The sequence below is a fragment of the Psychrobacter sp. KFRI-CH2-11 genome (assembly GCF_038239325.1).
In the GTDB taxonomy this organism is placed as follows: domain Bacteria; phylum Pseudomonadota; class Gammaproteobacteria; order Pseudomonadales; family Moraxellaceae; genus Psychrobacter; species Psychrobacter celer.
Window position 1 is genome coordinate 2,964,184 of the sequence record NZ_CP151283.1, and the last position, 24,273, is coordinate 2,988,456.

15 protein-coding genes are annotated in these 24,273 nt (G+C 43.5%); all 15 read right to left on the reverse strand.

Annotated features, from left to right (window positions below; genetic code table 11):
* Position 1: 1 nt before the first annotated feature.
* The 15 genes from AADH33_RS12305 to sdhC all read right to left on the reverse strand — a co-directional run bounded on the left by AADH33_RS12305 (position 2) and on the right by sdhC (position 23,186).
* Entirely contained in the window at positions 2 to 1,171 is a 1,170-nt protein-coding gene (locus tag AADH33_RS12305) for a nucleotide sugar dehydrogenase (protein WP_348549069.1), read from the reverse strand.
* A 41-nt stretch (positions 1,172 to 1,212) separates the two neighbouring features.
* Positions 1,213 to 2,325, reverse strand: a complete 1,113-nt coding sequence (locus AADH33_RS12310; RefSeq protein ID WP_348549070.1) for a glycosyltransferase family 4 protein — start codon at positions 2,323 to 2,325, stop codon at positions 1,213 to 1,215.
* A gap of 43 nt (positions 2,326 to 2,368) precedes the next feature.
* Positions 2,369 to 3,466: a UDP-galactopyranose mutase gene (gene glf, locus AADH33_RS12315; RefSeq protein ID WP_348549071.1), complete on the reverse strand. Its 1,098-nt coding sequence runs from the start codon at positions 3,464 to 3,466 to the stop codon at positions 2,369 to 2,371.
* Positions 3,467 to 3,488: 22 nt separating this feature from the next.
* Positions 3,489 to 7,019, reverse strand: a complete 3,531-nt coding sequence (locus AADH33_RS12320; protein ID WP_348549072.1) for a glycosyltransferase family 2 protein — start codon at positions 7,017 to 7,019, stop codon at positions 3,489 to 3,491.
* Positions 7,020 to 7,042: 23 nt separating this feature from the next.
* On the reverse strand, positions 7,043 to 8,392 hold the full coding sequence (locus tag AADH33_RS12325; RefSeq protein ID WP_348549073.1) for a hypothetical protein: 1,350 nt from the start codon (positions 8,390 to 8,392) through the stop codon (positions 7,043 to 7,045).
* 48 nt (positions 8,393 to 8,440) lie between these two features.
* A complete protein-coding gene (galE, locus tag AADH33_RS12330) occupies positions 8,441 to 9,478 on the reverse strand; it encodes a UDP-glucose 4-epimerase GalE (RefSeq protein WP_348549074.1) in 1,038 nt (345 codons plus the stop codon).
* A gap of 99 nt (positions 9,479 to 9,577) precedes the next feature.
* Positions 9,578 to 10,453 (reverse strand): succinate--CoA ligase subunit alpha, encoded by an 876-nt coding sequence (sucD, locus tag AADH33_RS12335; RefSeq protein ID WP_207968964.1) that lies wholly within the window; start codon positions 10,451 to 10,453, stop codon positions 9,578 to 9,580.
* Between the two features lie 173 nt (positions 10,454 to 10,626).
* Positions 10,627 to 11,793, reverse strand: a complete 1,167-nt coding sequence (gene sucC, locus AADH33_RS12340) for an ADP-forming succinate--CoA ligase subunit beta (RefSeq protein WP_348549075.1) — start codon at positions 11,791 to 11,793, stop codon at positions 10,627 to 10,629.
* A gap of 185 nt (positions 11,794 to 11,978) precedes the next feature.
* Entirely contained in the window at positions 11,979 to 13,433 is a 1,455-nt protein-coding gene (lpdA, locus tag AADH33_RS12345) for a dihydrolipoyl dehydrogenase (protein WP_348549076.1), read from the reverse strand.
* A gap of 407 nt (positions 13,434 to 13,840) precedes the next feature.
* Positions 13,841 to 15,079: a 2-oxoglutarate dehydrogenase complex dihydrolipoyllysine-residue succinyltransferase gene (gene odhB, locus AADH33_RS12350; protein WP_348549077.1), complete on the reverse strand. Its 1,239-nt coding sequence runs from the start codon at positions 15,077 to 15,079 to the stop codon at positions 13,841 to 13,843.
* Between the two features lie 163 nt (positions 15,080 to 15,242).
* Positions 15,243 to 18,125 (reverse strand): 2-oxoglutarate dehydrogenase E1 component, encoded by a 2,883-nt coding sequence (locus AADH33_RS12355; RefSeq protein WP_348549078.1) that lies wholly within the window; start codon positions 18,123 to 18,125, stop codon positions 15,243 to 15,245.
* A 1,130-nt stretch (positions 18,126 to 19,255) separates the two neighbouring features.
* Complete coding sequence (locus AADH33_RS12360) at positions 19,256 to 19,966, reverse strand: succinate dehydrogenase iron-sulfur subunit (RefSeq protein ID WP_348549079.1); 711 nt, start codon at positions 19,964 to 19,966, stop codon at positions 19,256 to 19,258.
* A 186-nt stretch (positions 19,967 to 20,152) separates the two neighbouring features.
* Entirely contained in the window at positions 20,153 to 22,003 is a 1,851-nt protein-coding gene (gene sdhA, locus AADH33_RS12365; protein ID WP_348549080.1) for a succinate dehydrogenase flavoprotein subunit, read from the reverse strand.
* 389 nt (positions 22,004 to 22,392) lie between these two features.
* Positions 22,393 to 22,797, reverse strand: a complete 405-nt coding sequence (gene sdhD, locus AADH33_RS12370; RefSeq protein ID WP_075101435.1) for a succinate dehydrogenase, hydrophobic membrane anchor protein — start codon at positions 22,795 to 22,797, stop codon at positions 22,393 to 22,395.
* Positions 22,798 to 22,799: 2 nt separating this feature from the next.
* Complete coding sequence (gene sdhC, locus AADH33_RS12375; RefSeq protein WP_075101402.1) at positions 22,800 to 23,186, reverse strand: succinate dehydrogenase, cytochrome b556 subunit; 387 nt, start codon at positions 23,184 to 23,186, stop codon at positions 22,800 to 22,802.
* Positions 23,187 to 24,273: the final 1,087 nt, after the last annotated feature.

A 24,273-nucleotide genomic window follows, 5' to 3' on the forward strand; every position in this document is an offset into this window, starting at 1 on the left:
ATTAGTAATCTGAACCAGATAAGTCTCGAGTATATACCTTATCCAAACTACCTGATAAATCTTCTGAGAGTCGGTTGGCTACAATAATATCTGACCTCCTCTTAAACTCTTCTAAATCATTTACAATTTCACAGTCTAAAAAACTATGTTCATCAGACTTCGGCTCATAAATAATCACTGTCGTACCCAGTCGTTTTAAGTGTTTAATAATACCCTGAATGGCTGACGCACGGAAGTTGTCAGAGCCTGCTTTCATGATCAGACGATAGATTCCCACAACCTTTGGGTTGCTTGATACGATGTCATTAGCGATAAACTCTTTACGGGTATTGTTTGATAAAACCACAGCCTGTATCAGGTTCTGCGGTATATTTTCATAATTAGCCAGCAATTGCTGAGTGTCTTTAGGGAGACAATAACCACCATAGCCAAAAGATGGATTATTATAAAAATCCCCGACCCGCGGATCTAAACAAACACCTTTGATAATTTGCTCAGTATCCAGGCCATGAACCGCTGCATAAGTATCAAGCTCGTTAAAGTAGGAAACACGCAAGGCCAGATAGGTATTAGCAAACAGCTTGATCGCTTCGGCCTCAGCGCTATTGGTGAGTAAGATATCAATATTTTCTTTAACGGCACAGTCTGCGACTATCTGCGCAAACTCTGCTGCCCGCTCTGACTGCTCACCGACGATGATGCGTGAGGGGTATAGATTATCGTACAGTGCCTTGCCTTCGCGTAAAAACTCGGGAGCGAACAATAAGTTCTCAATACCAAGCTGCTTTTTAGTACGTTTGGTGAAGCCAACAGGGATGGTGGATTTGATGATAATCAAGGCATTGGGATTGACTGCCAGTACGTCCTTGATAACGGCTTCGACGCTAGTGGTATCAAAACAGTTGGTGTCTGTATCATAGTTGGTCGGAGTGGCTATCAGCACATAGTCCGCATCGGTATAAGCCTGTACTTTATCTGTGGTCGCCGTTAGGTCTAGCTCCTTACGAGCTAGAAAGTTTTCTATTTCTTTGTCATCGATCGGTGACTGACGCTGATTGATTTTATTGATTTTATCTTGATCGATATCTAATGCAGTGACGCTGTACTTTTGCGCAAAAAGTACGGCATTAGAAAGACCGACGTATCCTGTGCCTACGATGGTTATTTTCATTGAGAGCTCTTTAATAAAGTTAGATTACCTTAGCACCTAAACTAGCAATTATAGTTTTCGAGACCTTTACTATAAATATTTTTTAAATTTTCAGCATATAAGTAAGGATTATTTTCTAAAAATATTTTCTTTTTACAATTAAAGGCTTTTTCACTTAATATTTTACCATTGTCTGAAATCACTTCTTTGAGTATTACTAATAACTGCTTCTTCATGCTTTCCGAAATCTCTTTTACGTCCTCTCTAGTAGAACCGTTGGGTAACCGACCGTTTTTATATGGATATTTTACTAACCAACCTGTAGTATCAGAATTCATCTCAGGAAATGCTCTGATATTTGTAGTAACAACTGGGACTCCTGCCGCCTGCATTTCTAAAACTACGTATCCATACGTTTCTGCAAAAGACAGTACTATACCTAGATGGCTCTCAGCTATGACTTTCAACACATCTTCATTAGGCAGACTATTATGTAATGTTATCCAATCTAAGTTTTCATTAATAACTTTTTTTACGCGCTCAGTATCCGCATCATCGTGTAAAGTAACATTATCATTTAAGCCAAATCTAGTTACTAAGGTTAATTCTACATTATGAATTTTTCTAAACTCTATTAATGCTTCTAATAGTACCTCTCCGCCTTTTAAAAAAAATTGATTAGAAACAAAAATCAACTTTAATGGGTTTATATCGTTAAACCTATACATATTAGAATCAATTAAAGGTTGGGGCGGATGTAAAATATAAGTTTTTTTATCTAATACACTTAAGCTTTCAGGACTTTTACTTTTTAGAGAATTATTATGAATATTTAAGGCAGCTTGAGACATTGCTATAATTGCTAAACAATTATCCTTTTCTAAAACGTTAATACCATGATGAAATACTTCATTTCTATAAAGCCTAGGTACTGAGGTTTCAAAAGTGACCACCCATGGACAGTCACCATAATTAATACTATTAAACGTATGAACTAAGTCAATATCATTATTCTTATCTATATTTGAGCTCCAGCGTAATTCTTTTTCATTCAAAATTAAAGAGTCATCTAAATTCTGACCATCTATTTTTTCATATCTATAACTTTCTATAGAATTTATAAACAGACGCTTCTCAGCATATGTTGTTCTTTCATAACCTATATTCAGACACATATAATCCCACCTTTAATAACAATATACATTCAAAAATTCTACTTTAAGCCTTGAAGCATAAACTAATATCTAAAGCCTCTTTAATAATCACATCCATATCTAAATATCTAAAAGTACCCAAACGACCAACAAAGGTGACGTTATCTTCCTGTGCCGCTTTGTCTTTATATTTTGCAATCAGCTCATTACCCTCTAATAGATTGATAGGATAATAAGGGATATCTGTAGGCTCGCATTCACGGCTATATTCTTCGAAATAGACAGTCTTTTCATGTTCCTCCCATGTCGCGAAGTGCTTATGCTCTGAAATACGCGTATATGGCACCGCTTCATCACCGTAATTCATCACAGCGCAACCTTGGAAGTCACCTTCAGCGTATTTTTTGACGAAATCCAAAGTGCGATAAGGCAAGCGGCCAAACTCATAGTCATAATAGCCATCTATCGTACCCGAGTAGAATACATGATCATAATCTGCCACTTGCGAACGCTCAAAGCCACTGTTTAGATGCACGGTAATATTAGGATGATCCAATATATTGGCCACCATAGCGGTATAGCCTTCAAGTGGCATTCCTTGAAAGCGATGCGAGAAGTAGTTGTCATCATAATTAAAACGCACAGGCAAGCGCTTTAGGATACTGGCGGGCAGTTTCTTTGGATCCAGCCCCCATTGTTTTTTGGTATAGCCCTTAAAAAAAGCCTCATAAAGATCATTACCGACGAACCGCAACGCTTGCTCTTCAAAGCTTTGTGGATCGGTAATGCTCATATCGGCTTTTGACTCTATAAAGCTTTTTGCTTCATCAGGAGATAAAGTCTCACCAAAGAACTGATTGATAGTCAGTAAGTTAATAGGCAATGAATAAACACGACCTTGGGTAGTACTCTTCACACGATTGGTATAGGGTTGGAACTTCGCATATCTATTCGCATAATTCCATACCTCTTCGTTATCTGTATGAAAAATATGCGGACCATAAGCATGGACCATGACGCCAGTCTGTTCATCACGCTCTGTGTGACAGTTGCCAGCGATATGACTGCGTGCCTCAAAGATAGTGATAGTATGCCCTTTTTCTGCTAACTCTCTACCGATTACTGCGCATGATAGTCCTGCACCTGCCATTGCGATATTCATATTTAGTCCTTTTTGTCTTTTATTATTGAAATGTGTGTTTAAAGTTTTCATGGAATGAGTATTCAAAGACTTCGTCAAAAATATCAGTCACTATCGCGATCATCTGTTCAATATGCTTGGCATGACGACTGCTTTTAAAATTTAAGTCATGCATATTAAAGTGGTAATAATATAAAAGCATGGCTAAGTCTAGCTTGATTTTTACCGCTTTTACATAATCCTTGCTTATCAAACTGCAAACGAGTGCTGTCGTCAGATTATTCAATACTGCACAAAACTTATCTACATTTGCAAGGTCGATATCTTCCTTGAAGTAAAGCCTTTTAATATTCACTGGTGCTGCATGTACTGCAAGCAGTTTACTTTGAGAAAAAGCATAAACCACCGCATAGACTCTATCTTTGCTATTCAGCTTGTTAATATCATCAGTCTTGTTAGAGAAGTTATTTTCAAACAGTTTCTCAAGCTTGTTTTTAGGTGCTAACGTCGTTATTTTGGTTGCTAGTAAGGGTTGGATACGATTTGCTTTCATAGTGATAGTAGCAGCAATCTGGTCTGCCTCTACCTTATCAATGGTCTCTATGATACCGAATGAGCGAGTGTGAGACCTATTCTCACCATTAGTAGCAGCCTGATTATTACCAGAGTATAGTCTGAACACACCAGAAGCTTCGATAAGTTGCCCTTGCTCAGACGAAGGTATAAACTTAAGTTTCCTCCAAGGATAAAGATTAATCAGCTTATCCCAACTATCATTCTTGTATCCTAAACGCTTAAACAATTCAACTTTAGATTGATTACCATAAACTCTGTCCTCATTAAACACTTCTTTCGCATCTCGTCTAAACGATATCTGTGGCTCATCGATCGCATTAGTAACTAGAGCGTCCCTGTCTATATAGTCCTCACTTGTCGCCCTCTGCATTGGAGTGGCTACATATTTATATGAGCCATTTCTAACTGCCATAGATGATAGAAGCTTTTTAAAGCTATCGTCAGGTAAAAAACAATTGCCATCCCAAGGCATTATCCAATCAAAGCGACTCTTGCCATGTTGGAGAGCGAAGTTTCTGGCGCCATTGTTATTCATAAGATAAGCATTTTTAAAGTTTCTAACGGCTGTGTTGCATACGATTTCTGCCCACTTATCTTTTTTAGTAGCAAACCAGTAATAGCTATCTGGGAGACTACCAAAGTCGTAACCTATCTTTTTGAATACATCAGGATCAAAAGCTATTTCTAAATAGTTCGCATGCTTATCTTTCAATATTTTTAATAATCTGTGTCTATGACTGTCATCAAAGATTCTATTAAGAACGAAGTACTTAGTGACATTCTGTACGCTAGATTCGTTATTTAATATGTACTCTAGGTTTTCTTCTGCTTGGTTTTCAGCATGTAGCCCAGATATGCTGTTACCTATGATTCTATAAAACCCGACTTCGGTATCAATATTACCAATTTCTATCTCATCAGAATTACTGCATAGATGATTGAGCTCACTTAAGATATCTATACGTTTAGCGTTATAATATGATTTATCGGCATCAGGAATTTTATCTTCTGCCCACGTCAATAAGTGAGTAATAAAGTCTTTCCATACTGGCAATAGCTGAGCAAAGCCTTTGTACTTTGAGATCAGGTGATGAGTATGACGATACACTTCTAATACCATCAATCGCCGACTATCCTTGATATTAGTAATTTGCTCTCGCTCATCAAATTTACGATGATGACACACCACTTCATCTAATATGCCAATATTTTCAGAGGCCATAATACTGTGCCAATGATATGGCACATCATTGTGCACGACAGTTTTGCCAAAGAATATATTTTCATCATGCAATAGCTTCGTGGCAATGATGCGATTCCACGGATAGTTAATTAAACCTGATGCAAGTACTTTTTTATCATTGTTATCACTGGAGACTAATAATTTATTCCAAATCTTTTGATCCGAATTAAACATCTCTCTAGACTTATTCTTATCAAAATAATCAATCTTATATTTGAACAAAAGAAGATCGTTGCTACTATTTCGTGCCTGCAATACCGCCTCTTCTAGATTTTCTATCTCAATAGTATCGTCAGCATCTAAAAAGTACGTGTATTCCCCTATTGCTAGAGGAATAACCGCATTTCTCGCAACGCCTGCACCTTTGTTATTCTGAGTAAAGATATAAAAATTATCAAATTGCTCAGCATATTTTTGACAAATCATTAATGAATCGTCCGACGAACCATCGTTCATCAATAATACTTCACTGTTTATTTTCTTGAACTGAGTTAAGCTTTGCAAGGTGCTGTCGAGAAGATCAGCACAATTATAGACTGGAATAATAATAGTTAAGTCTACATCGGAACGGGCTTTAGAGTACTCACTAATTTTGGAAAAAACTTGTGGTATCTCTTTTTTTATAACACTGTCAGACAGTTTAGATGCATATAACGCATTTTTCACTAGCTGAGCATTAACTTTTTTAAATGTGTTTTGAATAGCCTCATCATCTACTTGTCTTATCACCCATTGATAATTAACTGATTTTTTTAGTAGCTCCTTCCAAAAAATCGCATTAACTGGCTCAGTAGAGGTCTCAAAAAATCGTAATACAGAGTTCGAGTGGCAAAAGTGTGCAGCTAACTTAAAGCTATCTGCGCCCATAGTTTGCCCTTCTCGTCCCATTCTATGGAAAGCCACCACATAATCTAGCATAAATATGCTGTTGGCCTTAGATAATACAAACCAATGTAGCGGATTGTCTTCGTAGAAGTAATCGCCTTCAGGAAACCGTATATTGTGTAAGTCTAAGAACTTACGACTATAAAGTTTTCGCCATGGCACGGGCGACAATTTAAAGACATCAGGATATTTTATAGGGCTAAATGCCTCATCTAAAGGTAATCCTCCCCATCTGTTTTTATCGTAGGCAACATCAACAGCGCGCGTCTCATCGCTGAAATTACAAAAATCTCCAATGACAACATCTACGTCATACGTCCTAGCTGCAGTTAGCATTTTTTCGACTGCATGCTTGTCTAGAATATCATCACTATCAGCATAAGCGATGTATTCACCTTTAGCATGATCGACCCCTATATTACTAGGAATGCCTGCACCACCAAGTGTATTAAACTCAAGAGGAATAACCTTGATACGGCTATCTTGTTTTTCATACATCTTAATGATGTTCATACCATTATCAGTCGAGGCATCATCCACGATGATCAGCTCTATATTCTCATATGTCTGATTTAGGACAGACATGATACTGGCATCGAGGTAAGGCGCCACATTGAATACCGGCATGACCACACTGACTAATGGTTTAATATTACTGGATAGTAAGTTGCCTGAAGTGCTCGCCGCTCTATCTAGTGTTAGCTGCTGGCTTTTCTTTAATTTAACTTTGTCTAAATTCTGCTCAATCAGAGCTATATTGAATTGAGCTTGGCCGTATAAAGGATTAGTAGTATCTATCTTCTGATATTCTTTTAACGCCTCTTTAGTCTTGCCTTCACGTAAGTAGTGATTAGCCTTTTTAAAAGTCATTTTTATACCTTTGATCATATTGATTATTTATTTTTTTTAAAACCAACTATTATTTTACCCATGTTTAAAGGTAGGCTTATTAGCTTTTTTGGTGACTGCTTGCTATCAAGCATAACCTTACCCAATTGATAAGAAAGGTGCTTTTTGACTTTTTCAGCTTCACGAGCATCTGCATAATCATCTAACTTCAAAGGAGAATAGAGGCTGCCTGATTCCTTCTCAAACGCTTTATACTCCTTCATAAGCATTATAGGTAACTTTGCAATTTGATCAGGCTTTTTTGCTGATACCATTACATTACCTAACTTATATGGCAAGTCCGCTTTAATAGCTTCTGCAGCTCCATATCTTTTTTTAGGGGTTCCAGGCTTCTTAAAATTAGATTGCTGCTCTTTTTGATTACTTCTTTCTTGATATAGTCTCTCTAACTCTTCTTGAGCTTGCAACAGTTGCTCCAGGATAATTTGATTACTCTGTGATACAGCATCATCAGAGTGCTTTTTGCTTTTACTCTGTTGTTCTCTTAATGCTCTTTCTAGACTCTCATTCTTTAACTGAGCTTCTTTCTCGATAGAAAGAGTTTTTTCTTGTTGTAACCCAATTGTATTCAACGAAGTTACAAGCTTATCCACGCCTAGACGTTTTGTCTTAAAAATGCTGTCACTTTCTTTGATAGAAGCTTTAGAAAGCAACCTATTAAATAAAGTGATCACTTCTGGATAGTTGGTTAAAGTCTCTTCAGCTATTAGACCTAACAAAATATTATAGCTACTATTGGCTGACCGCTCTTTAGTAATAGCAGTGTTAGTACTGGAGACTTGCCAACTACTCTTTAAGTCTAACGTACTAGCAAGCCTTTTTACTTGCTCCTTTAAACCAGCAATATTGCTCAGAGCACTACTACCCTCTATTAATATAGATTTATCTTGATTTTTCTCGTAAAACTCCAACAAAACTTCATTGTATTTCACCCAATCTTCTATTTTTTGATTTAATGTCTTGACCGTAAGAGTATTGATCGAGCTAAATTCAAAAATCGTTCTTGGATGATCAAAAACTAAAACAAACCCTACATCAGGCTCAATCTGCTGCCAATACTCTAAACCCGCTAGATTCTTATCAGACTCCCAACCCCAGTCTTCAAAATCCAAATTAGCCAAAAGAAAATCTGTCATCACATTATCAGCCATCTTTTCATTAGCAGATGACATGTTTTCTCGCGCAAGCACCTTATATAGCGTCTCTGAAACTTGCTCGGCAGTCATTTTATGAGTGTAGCTTTCTTTAGATCTATCCAAGCCTCTCTCATATAGCTTCTCCATTACCTCCTTGGATTTAGAAGTTTTATGTCCAGCTTGGATGATAATACTCATATGGATTTCCTTTATAAATAACAATAATAATAGACAGGAGAAGCTTATTTACTTATAACCACTCGGATTTTGATTTTGCCAGCGCCAGGTATCTGCACACATTTCAGCGACAGACAGCTTAGCTTGCCAGCCAAGTAGCACTTTGGCTTTATCGGCACTGGCATAGCAGCTGGCGATGTCTCCGGCACGGCGCGCGACAAACTGATACGGCACGCGTTGCCCTGTGATATCGGTAAAGGCATTGACCAGCTCTAATACTGACGTACCTGTGCCGGTCCCTAAATTAATAGGCAAAAACCCTGCTGAGCTTTGCTGTACATTGACTTGCTGCTGTAAATAATTCAATGCAGCGACATGACCGGCGGCCAAATCAGTGACATGGATAAAGTCCCGCACGCCTGTACCATCGACGGTAGGATAGTCGTTGCCAAAGATGCTAAGTTTCTCCAGCTTACCGACAGCGACTTGCGAGATATAGGGCATGAGATTATTTGGAATATCGTTTGGGTCTTCGCCTATCTGCCCTGATGGATGCGCGCCTACTGGATTGAAGTATCTCAGAGAGATTAGACTCCAGCTAGTATCGGAGACGGCTAGATCTTCTAGGATATGCTCGACGGTCAGCTTGCTCTGACCATAAGGGTTTGTACAGGAGCGCGGGGCGGTCTCATCGATAGGGAGAGTCTCAGGATCGCCATAAACCGTGGCAGAAGAGGAAAAAACGAGGTTTTTAACGTCGTACTCTGCCATGACTTCGAGTAAGGTGATGGTGCCACTGACGTTGTTATTATAATAAAGTAAGGGCTTGGCCACGGACTCACCGACGGCTTTTAATCCGGCAAAATGTATGACACCAAAGAATTGATGGGCGTCAAACACTTGTCTCAATGCCTTGGCATTACGGATATCGCCTTTGATAAAGTCAATAGGTGCACCGATAAGGTGAGAGACACGATTGATCGCTTCACGGCTACTATTAGATAGATTGTCATAAACAACTATCTCGTAGCCTGCCTGATGCAAGGCTATACAAGTGTGTGAGCCGATGTAGCCTGCGCCGCCAGTTACTAAGATTTTATTCTTCATAATTTTTCAAACAAAAAAAGACACCCCATTGTAGAGATGTCTTTTTGATAATTCAACACAGCTTTCGTGGCTTTTTGTAGACTTATGCTGACGTCTACCTTACCAGCCAGTAACTTCTTTTAGCTTATCGCCTAGCTTCGATGGGTCACGTGTATACGCGATACCAGCATCTTCAAAGGCTCTAAACTTCTCTTCTGCCGTACCTTGACCACCAGAGATGATCGCACCAGCATGGCCCATACGCTTGCCTTCTGGAGCAGTGACGCCAGCGATGTAGCCAACCACAGGCTTCGTCACATGGTCTTTGATATAAGCGGCGGCTTCTTCTTCCGCAGTACCACCGATCTCACCGATCAAAATGATCGCTTCTGTCTGTGGATCTTCTTCAAACAGTTTTAGCGCGTCGATTTGGTTCATACCAGGGATAGGGTCACCACCGATACCGATACAGGTTGACTGACCAAAGCCAAGCTTTGTGGTCTGCGCGACCGCTTCATAAGTCAAGGTACCAGAGCGTGAGATGATACCCACTTTACCTGGCTGATGGATGTGGCCTGGCATGATACCGATTTTGCACTGGCCTGGGGTGATGACGCCTGGGCAGTTTGGACCCACTAGACGCACATCGCCCGCTTCTTCTAGATAGCGCTTGGCTTTTAGCATATCGATAGTCGGTACGCCTTCAGTGATCACGACGATCAGTTTCACGCCAGCATCGATCGCTTCGACGATTGAGTCTAGTACAAATGGTGCTGGTACATAGATTACAGACGCGTCAGCTTGAGTCGCTTCCATCGCTTCCGCCATGGTGTTAAATACTGGCAAGCCTAGGTGCGTTTGACCGCCTTTACCTGGAGTGACACCGCCGACGACTTTGGTGCCGTATTCGATGGCTTGCTCTGAATGGAAGGTACCATTTTTACCCGTAAAACCTTGTACCAATACTTTGGTATCTTTATCGATTAATACACTCATTATTTTTTCCTTGTATTCGGTTGTCTTGTGACAGCGACTTGACGACTGATAACCACTATCAATGATGATCTGAGCCTAGCAAGTGCCATCACGCTTTGACGACTATGCGATAGCGCTTGTATGCTTAGAGTTTGGTTTTATCGCCCTACTCTAAGGCGCTGGCGCAATCGGTATTAAGCTTGTACAGCTTCGACAATTTTTTGTGCAGCGTCTGCGAGGCCCTGAGCTGAGATCAGTTTTAGACCAGACTCTTCTAGGATTTGCGCGCCTTTTTCAGCGTTGTTACCTTCTAGACGGACGACCACAGGTACTTGTACGTCGACTTCTTTGACCGCAGCGATGATGGCTTCTGCGATCATGTCACAGCGTACGATACCGCCGAAGATGTTGATAAGGACGCCTTCTACGCTGCTGTCTTCTAGGATGATTTTGAACGCTTCTACAACGCGATCTTTGGTTGCACCGCCGCCCACGTCTAGGAAGTTAGCAGGCTTGCCGCCGTACAGTTTGATGATGTCCATGGTCGCCATGGCAAGACCCGCACCGTTGACCATACAACCGATGTTACCTTCTAGGGCGACATAGTTTAGGTCAAACTCAGCAGCTTTTAGCTCACGCTCGTTTTCTTGCGTTTTGTCTTGTAGCGCTGCAATTTTTGGTAGGCGATATAAGGCGTTTGAGTCGATACCGATTTTGCCATCGACACAGACGATTTCGCCGTTTTCGCGTACAGCTAATGGGTTGATCTCCATTAGGGCAAAGTCGTTTTCGACAAAGGCTTTGTATGCGCCAGTCATCAATTTTACGAACTGGTTGATTTGCTTGCCTTCTAGGCCAAGTTTAAACGCCACATCACGCGCTTGGAAAGGCATGAGACCGACTAATGGATCCACATGTACTTTGAAGATTTTTTCTGGTGTCTCATTAGCGACTTCCTCGATATCGACGCCGCCTTCGGTTGATGCCATAAAGGTCACACGGCGGGTAGCACGGTCGACCACGGCACCAAGATATAGCTCAGTCTGTACTGGATACATATCTTCTGCAACCAAGACGAAGTTGACGGGTTGGCCATCAGCATCAGTCTGGAAGGTGACCAAGTTGGTACCGATGAGCTCTTCTGCCACTTTTTTGGCTTCTTCACGAGTCTTAACCAGTTTTACACCGCCCGCTTTACCACGGCCACCAGCGTGTACCTGTGCTTTGATGACGGCGATATCGGTTGGGGTTTTGTCAAAAGCAGCAGCAGCTTCGTCGCCATTGTGGGCGATGATACCTTCTTGAATAGGCAATCCGTAGCTTTTTAATAGCTCTTTTGCTTGATACTCATGTAAATTCATTGATTGTATCCCTTGTTTTTTACAATTAATAAAAAGTGAAAATAAGTGCGCGTAGACCAGAGTCTGGCGCACTTATGACCATAGCAGCAGCGCCGATAGCAGTACTATCATTGACGCCTAAATAGTCAAGTCATAAATCGATACTTGCTTATTTGTTTGCTTGTTTTGCAACGGTAGCGAACGACTTATTTTTTACGCTTTTTACGCTGGATAGCGTGAATGGCGCGGCCATCTGCAGATAGCGCCGCTTCGTGTACTGCTTCTGAGATCGTTGGGTGAGCAAACGTCATCAGCTGCAGGTCTTCGATACTAGAGACAAACTCCATCGCGATCATGCCTTGATGGACGATATCACCTGCGCCTGCAGAGATGGCATGCATACCTAACAAGCGATCTGTTTTGGCATCGGCGACGACTTTGATAGAGCCTTGGCCTTCGCTTTGCGCAAGCGCACGACCGTTGGCCGCTAGGTTAAATGAGCCAGTTTTGACTTCATAACCTGCTTCTTCGGCTTCTTGCTCAGTCATGCCAACCCATGCGATTTCTGGATGGGTATAGATGACGTTGATGATGGTATCGTAGTTGACCTGAGCTTTTTCGCCATGGATACGCTCGACAGCCATCATACCCTCTTCCATCGCTTTGTGCGCAAGCATAGGACCACGTACCAAATCACCGATGGCATAGACGCCGTCTAGATTGGTTTTGCACTGATCGTCGACATCGATTAGACCGCGCTCGGTCAAGGTGATACCGCTGTCTTCGCCCAGTAGTTTTTCAGAGTAGGCACGGCGACCGACACAGACGATTAACTTATCAAAGCTTTCCTCGCTCGACTCGCCTTTGGCTTCGCTGGTCACAACGACTTGATCGCCTTTGACTTCAGCGTTGGTGACTTTGGTATCGACACGGATATCAAGGCCTTGTTTTTTCAGCAGTTTGCCGGCTTCTTTAGCGATGTCTTTGTCAGCGGCGGCTAAGAAGCTCGGTAGTGCTTCATATACCACAACCTCACTACCCAAGCGGCGCCATACAGAGCCTAGCTCCAGACCAATCACACCCGCACCGATCACGCCAAGGCGCTTAGGTACTTCAGTAAAGTCAAGCGCGCCAGTTGAATCGACGATACGGTCGCCGTCAGTTTTGGCCACTGGAATATCGATAGGCACAGAGCCTGCCGCAAGAATGACATTTTTTGCGGTGATGGTCGTTTCGCTGTCGTCTTCTAACGCGGTAAATTTAACTTTTTTCTCGCTACCTTTACCATCGATGAGCGTACCCCAGCCTTGTAGCCAGTCAACGCCATTGCCCTTGAGCAATGCTGCCACGCCGCCGGTCAACTGCTTGACGATGCCTTCTTTACGAGCGATCATCTGCTCGATATCGATAGAGACATCACCTGTGCTGATGCCATGCTCAGCTAAGTCATGCTTGGTCGCTTCATAACGGTGCGAGCTATCCAGCAAGGCTTTTGATGGGATACAACCGACGTTTAGACAAGTACCGCCAAGCGCAGGCTCGCCTTTATAAACGCGTTTTTCGATACAGGCCACGCTCATGCCAAGCTGACCTGCACGAATGGCTGCTTCATAACCGCCAGGACCGCCGCCGATGACGACCAAATCATAATTGTCTTTCATAGTACGTTCCTATTTTTTTAGATTATTTTAGATTTTGCTCATGTTGTGTGAGGTATATCGGCACGATGGTGTCACTTTTGTGCAATAACGACCGCTCTCATCTTTAACCACAGGATTAATTATTTGTCTGGTTTTGATGACGTCTGTAGTCGCCAATAGGCTGCCTTAAATACAGACAGCTCGATAAGGCGTACTAACAGCCAGCCGTCAGACGCCGTCCTATAGGACTGCATCTTCATTAAACGTCACAATTAAACGTCACAATTAAACGTCACAATTAAACGTCACAATTAAACGTCATAATTAAACGGCTGGATTATTGCTAAGCGTGATTTTGCTCAAATGACAATGGCCGATACCAAAGTTAAAAAACTTGTATCAGCGATTGCCAATACAAGCTTAGAAGCTTACAGGTCTAAAAGAAGCATAGTAGGATCTTCGACCAATTCTTTTAGTGTCACTAAGAATTGTACCGCTTCTTTACCATCGATCATACGGTGGTCATAAGACAGCGCTAGGTACATCATTGGCAAGATCTCAACTTTACCGTCGACTGCCATTGGGCGCTCGTTGATTGCATGCATACCTAAGATAGCAGTTTGCGGTGGGTTCAAGATAGGCGTTGACATGAGTGAGCCAAATACACCGCCGTTTGAGATAGTGAATGTACCACCCGTCATCTCGTCTAGACCAAGCTTGCCTTCTTGCGCCTTGCTACCGTATTCACGGATTTTGGCTTCGATGTCCGCCATGCCCATACGGTCAGTATCACGAAGTACTGGAACGACGAGGCCGCGATCTGATGATACCGCCACACCGATGTCATAAAAACCATGATAAACGATGTCATCACCGTCTAGTGAAGCGTTTACCGCTGGGAAGCGTTTGAGGGCTTCGGTCGCCGCTTTGACAAATAGCGACATAAAGCCTAGACGTACGCCATGACGTTTTTCGAACTGGGCTTTGTACTTAGTACGCATGTCCATCAACGGCTTCATATTGACTTCGTTAAAGGTCGTCAACATAGCGGTTTCTTGGGTAGCTGATAGTAGACGCTCAGCGACACGCTTACGTAGACGCGTCATTGGAACGCGTTTTTCGGTGCGCTCGCCAGTTGACTCTGCCACAGGACGACCGCTATCTGACTTGATAGAGCTGTCGGCTTTTTTTGCCATATCACTCTTGGTCACACGGCCACCGCGGCCACTGCCTTCGACGTTTTTCGGATCTACGCCAGACTCTTTGGCCGCTTTACGAACGGCTGGGCTTTGATCTTTATGGTCGGCTTCGTCTTTTTTGTCAGTGGCTTGTACTGGCTCACCGCCATCTGTACCTTGCTTAGCTTGTACCGGTGCCGCTGGCTGGTCTGGGTTGACTGCTGGCTCATCGTTTGAGTCTGTGCTTCCGCTTGCACCCGATTCAAACTCAGCGATTAGCTCGTCAGATAGTACTGTGTCATCTACTTGCTTGACGATTTTGGTCACAACACCATCATCAGGTGCCACAACTTCTAAAACAACTTTGTCAGTTTCGATTTCAGCCAATAGGTCATCACGGTTTACTTGCTGACCTTCACTGACATGCCATTCGACGATCGTGCCATCGGCAACCGATTCTGGAAAAACGGGGGCTTTGATATCAGCCATCGATATACTCCTTAGATTTGGATATTTATATGCATTATTAAGTCGTGATAGGCAGTCAATACTGTGTGCAACAATGTCACTGATAGGTATTGCCAGTACTGACTGTCATCGCCTGCTTCATGTGTCTTCTATAATCTATAACTTGTAACGTCTGTCACTTACTTTACTTTGCCAGCTCATCGACACTGATACCAAGACCGCCTGCGATCAGTGCTTGCTGCTGCTGAGCATGCAGTTTTGGCGAGCCTGTCGCAGGAGCGGCGCTCGGTGGACGTGCCACTGGCTCCATGACTTTTGCCTTGGTTGGATGTGGTACGACGATACGGAACATATGCGGCGCTAGATAGTACCAAGCACCTTGATTCAATGGCTCTTCTTGCGTCCAAACGATTTCTTTTAGATTGCTGTATTTTTCGATCTCAGCAATCAAGCGTTTTTCTGGCAACGGATAAAGCTGCTCAATACGGACGATGGCCACATGATCAAGGCCAAGCGCACGGCGCTGCTCAAGTAGATCGTAGTAGACCTTACCACCACAGAGCACCATACGAGTGATGTTGTCTGCATTGTGCTCATCCATCTCTGGCAGTACCGTCTCAAACTTACCGTTGGCAAGCTCTTCTAGGTGAGAGGTGGCCAGCTTATGACGCAGCAGGCTCTTCGGTGACATAACGATAAGCGGCTTACGAATTGGGCGTACCGCTTGACGACGTAAGGCATGATAAATCTGTGCAGGCGTCGTTGGGGTAATCACTTGCATGTTGTCTTCGGCACATAGCTGCAAGAAACGCTCAAGACGCGCTGATGAGTGCTCAGGGCCTTGACCTTCATAGCCATGTGGCAACAGCATGGTCAGACCACAAACGCGCTGCCATTTGGTCTCGCCGCTTGAGATAAACTGGTCAATCACCACTTGTGCGCCGTTGACGAAATCACCAAACTGCGCTTCCCAAACGATTAGCGCGTTTGGTACGGTGGTTGCATAGCCGTATTCAAAGGCCAGTACCGCTTCTTCTGACAACAACGAGTTATAAGTGGCAAAACGTGCTTGGTCTTCGCTGATATGCGATAAGGGCACATACATGCTGCCGTCATTGACGTTGTAGATCTCACTATGGCGATGCGAGAAAGTACCACGGCCGACGTCTTCACCAGTGATACGAACCAAGACATTGTCATGATCGACCAATGACGCATAGGCCAAGGTTTCAGCAGCGCCCCAGTTCAATGGCTCTTCGCCTGTTTGCATGGCTAGGCGCTGATCGACCATTTTTTGTACTTGACGCTGTAGCTTGTAGCCTTCTGGCATCTGCGCCATACGGCGGCCATACTCTTTTAATTTTTCGATATCGACGCTGGTATCCCACTCATCGACCAAATCATGGCCTAGATAGGGCTTCCAATCGACAAATAATGCTTCGTTTGGCTTGCTGACCAAGGCATTAGCGACATAGTCACCACGGTCTAGCGACTCACGGTAATCATCTTCGTACTGTTTTTCTTCTTCTGCGCTAAGGACGCCATCGGCGATGAGTTTTTGTGCGTAGATAGTACGCGTCGTAGGCAGTTTTTTGATAACTGCATACATCAAAGGCTGCGTCGCTGATGGCTCGTCGGCTTCGTTATGGCCGTTACGGCGATAGCAGAACAAATCAATGATGATGTCTTTGTCAAATTCATGACGGTAGTCTAGTGCCAATTGCGCGGCAAACACCACAGACTCAGGGTCATCGCCGTTGACGTGTAAGATAGGAGCATGCACCATCTTGGCCACATCAGTACAGTACTCGGTTGAGCGGGCGTCTTCTTGACGGCTGGTCGTAAAGCCGACTTGGTTGTTGATCACGATATGAACCGTACCGCCCGTGGTATAAGCACGCGTCTGTGACATCTGGAAGGTTTCTTGAACCACCCCTTGACCGGCAAAGGCAGCATCACCATGGATGACGATTGGCAATACTGAGTTACCGTCTTGGTTGTCCATAAATGGCTGGTCGTTACGGCGAACTTGACGTGCACGTACCGAGCCTTGTAAGACAGGCGCCACGATTTCAAGATGCGAGGGGTTAAAGGCTAGAGCCAAATGCGCCTCACCGCCTGGTGTCATCACGTTAGAAGAAAAACCGTTATGATACTTAACGTCGCCTGAGCCTTTTTCTGGCTGTACCTTACCATCGAACTCATCAAACAAATCGGCAGGGTTTTTACCTAAGATATTGACCAAGAGGTTTAAACGGCCACGATGCGCCATCCCAATGACCATCTCTTTGGTGCCATAGCCGCCAGCACGTTGGATGATTTCATTGATGGCTGGGATAAAGCTCTCGCCGCCTTCTAGACCGAAACGTTTGACGCCGGTATATTTACGAGCCAGATATTTCTCTAGGCCTTCAGCCGCTGTCAGACGCTCTAAGATAGATAAGCGTTTTTCTTTATCAAATTCGATATAGCCTAGGTTGGTCTCGAGGTATTTTTCCATCCAGCGTTTTTCGGTGCTGGTGGTCACGTGCATGTATTCAACACCGATGTAACGGCAGTACACACGCTCCATGATTTCGATGATCTCACGGAGTGTCGCTTCGTCTTTACCGATGTTTAAATCATTGGTCGGAAACACCGTATCGAGATCGGCCTCTGATAGGTTGTGATACGCAAGCGTCAGATCTTCTACTTCGGCACGCGGATGCAGATCTAATGGATCTAGCTTGGCGCGGCGATGACCACGGCGGCGGTAAGCTGAGATCAGCTGCTGCACACCCATTTGTTTAGGATCCGCGCAGTCAGCACTGCCAGCAGGCGCGCTACTGGTGTCGGTGTTGACTTTATTGGCGGTTTGATTGCGGGCCAGCAATAAAAACTGATCTTTAATAGCATTGTGTTTGGCGTCATTTGGCGACTTGTACTGTTCAAAATACGTTTGCCAGTCCGCATCCACACTATCAGGATCTGTTAGGTATTGCTCGTAGAGCGCTTCGATATAATTGGCATTGTCAGCGGCCAGTTCAGTATGTCCTAGCTCTGCTGCGTCTTTGGTTATACTATTCATAATAATCGTCTATTTGATAGATAAATGAATGGAATCGTGCTTATTATTGTGTAATCTGTCGTATATCTGCTATGTAAACCTTGTGTCACATCAGCGGCTGAGCGTTTATTGACTAAGCGCTTATTGACCGAGCGCTTATTGATTGTCAAAAGTCTGGATAACCTCTGACATAACTTACGTCAAGCAACAGTCAAACAAATTGACCGCCGACTGTCTCTCGTCTATTTTTGCATTGCCGTTAACATACGGTGTCGACAATAGCTAAGTAGTGCTGATCGCAGTTATTACAATAGTGTTGGTAAAAATATAACTATTTGTGAACGCTCAGTTTTCTGAACCAACTCGTTTCACAATATTAATTTATATATAATGCAAAAAGCCATAACAAATCTATTAACTAACATTTATTAACCATGGGTTATCCATGCTGGTGTATGGCAAGCTCATAGTATATATCCACCTGACACATATGGCTGGCAAGGTGTGTATAGATGTTGCAATAGCAACCAATGAATCGCCAGTCTTCCTGCTTTCAGCTAGCCTTTCACACGGCTATTTTGGCTGAACCGTTATCCTATCAATGAGATAGATGACACTCTTAGCCAAATATACATTGCTGTATAGGGTAGCATGTCTACTTTTTACGACATAGTTTGTTTGTTCAATACTAGGTATTTACATAATGAATATCTATTATCAATATAATGATATCATTATTGGCTGATTCTGGCTTGCTATTATACCTAAAGTAGCAAAATCTTCCTAAACATTCGGCCCAATCAAACACCAAATCTACCTAAATAAAGGCAAATACCTCATCAAAACCCTGAGCTAATGTGCGCTTACCCGTATGACTTTTCTATCAAGTTACTGGTATTGCGTATTTAATTATATAGGGCGCGCGCCTTTATCACAGGCCTTCTTACACATGACCAACGTACTGTCAATATAGCTTTACCATCATGCTGTCATCGATGCACGCTAAAAACACATGGCGCTTGCGATGCTGTTTGTAAATGTAGGTTGCGCCGTTAAGAAGCCAACACGCCTTAGTCAATAAAAAACACCACCTAATAACTAGGTGGTGTTTTTTTTACAGTATCTGTAAAAAACCATGCAATTATAAACGATTAACCTGCTTGGTCAATCAACATATTACGCAGATGACCAATTGCTTTGGTTGGATTCAAGCCTTTTGGACAAACTGACACACAGTTCATGATACCGCGGCAACGGAACAAACTAAACGGATCGTCCAAACGTGCAAGACGCGCTTGCGTATCACCATCACGGCTATCAGCCACAAAACGATAGGCGTGTAGCAATGCTGATGGACCTAAGAACTTGTCAGGGTTCCACCAGAATGATGGGCAACTGGTCGAACAGCATGCACATAAGATACATTCGTACAGGCCGTTTAGTTGTTCGCGCTGCTCAGGTGATTGCAGACGCTCTGTCGGCGGTGCTGGCTGATCGTTGATTAAGTACGGGTGTACTTTTTCGTATTGCTCGTAGAACTGGTTCATATCGACGACCAAATCACGAACCACAGGCAAACCTGGTAGAGGACGGACGGTGACTTTTTCTGGCAAGGTGTTCATGTTGATAAGACATGCAAGACCGTTTTTGCCATTGATGTTCATGCCATCAGAGCCACAAATGCCTTCGCGGCAAGAGCGACGGAAAGTGAGGGTCTCATCTTCTTTCTTTAGGCGTAATAACACGTCAAGCAACATACGATCTGAGTCTAACAGCTCAATCGTATAGGTTTGCATGCGCGGCGCTGCGTCCACATCAGGATCGTAGCGATAGATTTCGATGGTGCGAGTACCTCGGCTCATAATGCTAAACTCCACACATAGGTGATGGCGGGCATACAAAGACTGCAATCTCGTTGCGCTAACGACTGATTTATCGTTAGCGCGGGCAAGTGCATGTAGCTGGCGGTCACCTTTTAATAAATGAATAAGGGATAAAACGTTTGCGCAGTTTATATATCGAGTATATATCAGGCGCGGCGTCCAATATTAGTAGACGCGAACTTTTGGCTCGATATAGTCGACTGTCAACGGCACTTTACGAACTGGCTTATAAATGATGCGGTTGCCTTCAGAATACCACAAGGTATGCTTCATCCACTCGTGATCGTTACGGCCATTTGGTGCGTAATCATCATCCTCTGGACGATCGTAGTCAGAGACACTGTGCGCGCCGCGGCTTTCGTGACGATGCGCCGCTGAGATCATTGTGGCTTTCGCAACTTCGTATAAGTTTGCCACTTCAAAGGCCTCGATACGAGCGGTGTTAAAGACTTGCGATTTATCGGCCAAGTGGATCTTGTCGATTTTTTCACCCAATGCCAAGATTTTTTCGACACCTTCGTCCATGATGGCTTGGGTACGGAATACGCTGGCATGTTTTTGCATGGTAGCGCGGATTTCGTCAGCGACATCTTGCGCGTTGTAGCCTTCAGTAGACTGCTGCAGCTTGTCTAGGCGACGCATGGTGAAGTCAAGCACACGTGGGTCTAATGGCTTATAGTTGTGGTCGGCATGATGGAACTCATCAACGATGTGCTTACCAGCCGCGCGGCCAAATACCACCAAGTCAAGAAGTGAGTTGGTACCTAAGCGGTTGGCACCATGGACACTGACGCACGCACACTCGCCGATGGCATAGAGGCCTTTCACCACATTGCCTTTAGCGTATAGACCGTCTTCATCGGTACCCGCTTCTAGATCTGGTACGATGACCTGACCATGAATCGTGGTTGGAATACCGCCCATCATATAGTGAATGGTCGGGATAACTGGAATTGGCTCTTTGGTAATGTCGACGTTGGCGAAGTTTTTACCGATCTCAAACACTGACGGTAGACGCTTCATAATGGTATCGACACCTAGGTGCGTCATGTCCATTACGATATGGTCAGCGTTCGGACCACAGCCGCGGCCTTCTTTGATTTCTTGGTCCATCGAGCGCGATACAAGGTCACGAGGCGCTAGGTCTTTGACCGTTGGCGCATAACGCTCCATGAACGCTTCGCCATCTTTGTTACGCAAGATAGCCCCTTCACCGCGGCACCCTTCGGTCAATAGTACGCCTGCACCATGCACGCCCGTTGGGTGGAACTGCCAAAACTCCATATCTTGTAGCGGGATACCAGCACGCACGGCCATACCAATACCGTCACCTGTGTTGATATAAGCGTTGGTAGACGCGGCGAAAATACGGCCTGCACCACCTGTCGCGAGCACGGTGATTGGTGATTGGAAGACAGCAATGGTACCAGTTTCTTGCTCAATCGCCACCACACCGTTGATGTTGCCATCTTCGTCTTTGATCAAATCAAGCGCGATCCACTCGATAAAGAACTCGGTGCCTTGCTCTAGGTTTTTTTGATACAGCGTATGTAGCAAGGCGTGACCTGTACGGTCAGCTGCCGCACACGCGCGTTGTACCGCTTTTTCACCATAGTTTGAGGTATGACCACCAAATGGGCGCTGATAAATCGTGCCATCTTCGTTACGGTCAAACGGCATGCCCATGTGCTCAAGCTCATAGACGACTTTTGGCGCTTCACGGCACATGTATTCGATCGCGTCTTGGTCACCCAACCAATCTGAGCCTTTTACGGTGTCATAAAAGTGAAAGTGCCAGTTATCGTTACTCATGTTACCCAAACTTGCACCGATGCCACCTTGGGCTGCGACGGTGTGCGAACGGGTTGGGAATACTTTGGTCAAAACTGCAACCTTCATGCCTGACTCAGCCAAATGCAGTGAAGCACGCATTCCTGAACCACCACCACCGACGATGACGGCATCGTAGTTTAGGGTCTTAATATTACTAATGGTATTATCTTGTCTAGTTGCCATTACGGTTTTCCTAATGCCTGTTAATGCTTAGAAGTAAATAAAAAGGCTATCTGTCCTGTGTCTGTACACCAATACTTATTTTCTCAGTGCAGCTTACCTAAAGCATATGACACATCTGGCCTTTAACCACTTAATTTGCATATCTATCGTTATACTGGGCTGAGCGGTATTATGCTCGGCGGCTTATCTATCGAACGCCCTATCAGCGCATTTGTCTTTTTAAACATAAAATATTAGACATAAAATAAACAAGTAACCAAACCCAATGCTATGACTATTTTCGGCTATGTATGAATGGCAGTGATAACCAAGCTATCAATCACGTTTACAGCCATCCATTTTTATCAATATTTTGGCGTTACCACCCAATCTGGGTGCTCACCTCATCATTAAACAGCAACGACACCAAAGCCATTACCCCAAAAAATCATGATGCCCCAAAATAAAAAGACTAAAATAGAGATAATCATCAAAGTCTGTAATACCAAACGCAATCTTGGCGCGCTCTCACCCATCTTGCCTGAGGTGATATAGTCAGTGAATACGGTCCACATACCTACCCAAGCATGGCCTGCAAGTGCCACCACAGCGACCAAGCTAAACAGACGCATCGGTAAGCTGGTCATAAATGACGACCACTCAAGATAAGTGACATCGCCATGGGTCAAAAAGAAACCCAGCAACACCACACTATAAACGGCCAAAACGACCGCACTGATACGCTGGACAATCCAATCACGTGAGCCTGAACCTGTCAGACCAGTTGCGCTTTTGATTCCTGAATCATTTTTAATCATTAGAACATCACCCATACAAATGACGCGACAATTAAAATCGCTGCAATCACAAAACTGACCTTAGATGCGGCGCGGCCAGATTTTAGCTCTTCGTTCATGCCCATATCAGCAAATAAGTGCTTGATGCCCATCACAAAGTGATAAGCAATCGCAGCCACAAATATCCATGCTAAAAAGCGCACAAGTACGTTGTCAAACACGGTCTCAAAACTCTCAGGCGACGCCAATGAGTTCTGTAGTAACCACAGCATGACAGGAATCAATAAAAATAAAATAATGCCAGAGATACGATGCAAGATAGAAGCGATCGCAATCGGTGAGCGATTAACGCTAATCACTTGGCTTAAAGGCAGATCAATAGGTCGGTTGCTTTTCACAGCGGGCATCCTTTTTGCGGTTATACTCCTGTATCTGCTATCAACGCATGACATAGGTCGGGATTGTGTCAATTAAGCGTAGAGCAACACACGAGACGAATAAAGTAAGGAAGAGCTAGCTGACTTCGTTTAGTTTGTGCTAAAGGTGAAGAAAGAATCATGTGGTAAGGTATTGATACTTTGTCTACGACTGCTCGGTTTACAACTGCTTGGCAAACAGATCGGTCAAACAACCTGTCTATTATACAACAAAGAAAATAAACATGAGTAAGATCGATTAACTAGTCTATTTTTACTGGTCGCACTTATCACAAGATAACCGTGTTTTGTTATCTTGCGATTGTGTTATCTATAAGGGTGCAAACCTGACGCTAAGTGTTTAAAAATAGAACAGTTAACAAGAACATTCAAACCATCGGTTGGGTTTGGGTCTATTGACATTGTCCAGCTGTAACCAAATATGAATACCAGTATGAATAGAGAAGCTCTAGACGACACTATATCATGACCACTTATCAATTCGCACAAAACTCGTGCCAGTTAAGTAGCTGCAATTATAAAATGACTGGGCGATAATTACAAATTTATCCATTATGTGGTAAAAAAGGAACAATCAGTTCACAATACAACAGCGTTTTGTCTTATCAAACAAAGCGATACGGTCAGTAATCCTAAAAAAATTTGCCGCAAGTACCTTGTCTGTCATATCCATACTGCTAGCTTGCACAGACAAATCATCTCGCCAATCGTGGATACCGAGTCTGATACTTATAAAATCCAAGTGACATCACAGCGCGTCTTTGCCACCAATAAAAAGTAAGATTTGCGGCAAAATAACCAATCAGACATATTTTGATACAAAAATTACAGTGAATAAACACGACCAAACCGTGCCAATTGACGGCATTGATGGTAAAAGTCTTTTCAAATCGCAGGGAATTGCTGCTAATATACCCAGCATATTAAATGCGTTAAATGTGTTTTGACCGTTTGACTGAGCATGGCGCGAGGGTAAGCGCCTGTAGTAATCCTGGGCGCGAGGGTATGCGTCTATAGTAATTTTATTCTAACAAGTTAAATCAATGGAGAGCAATTT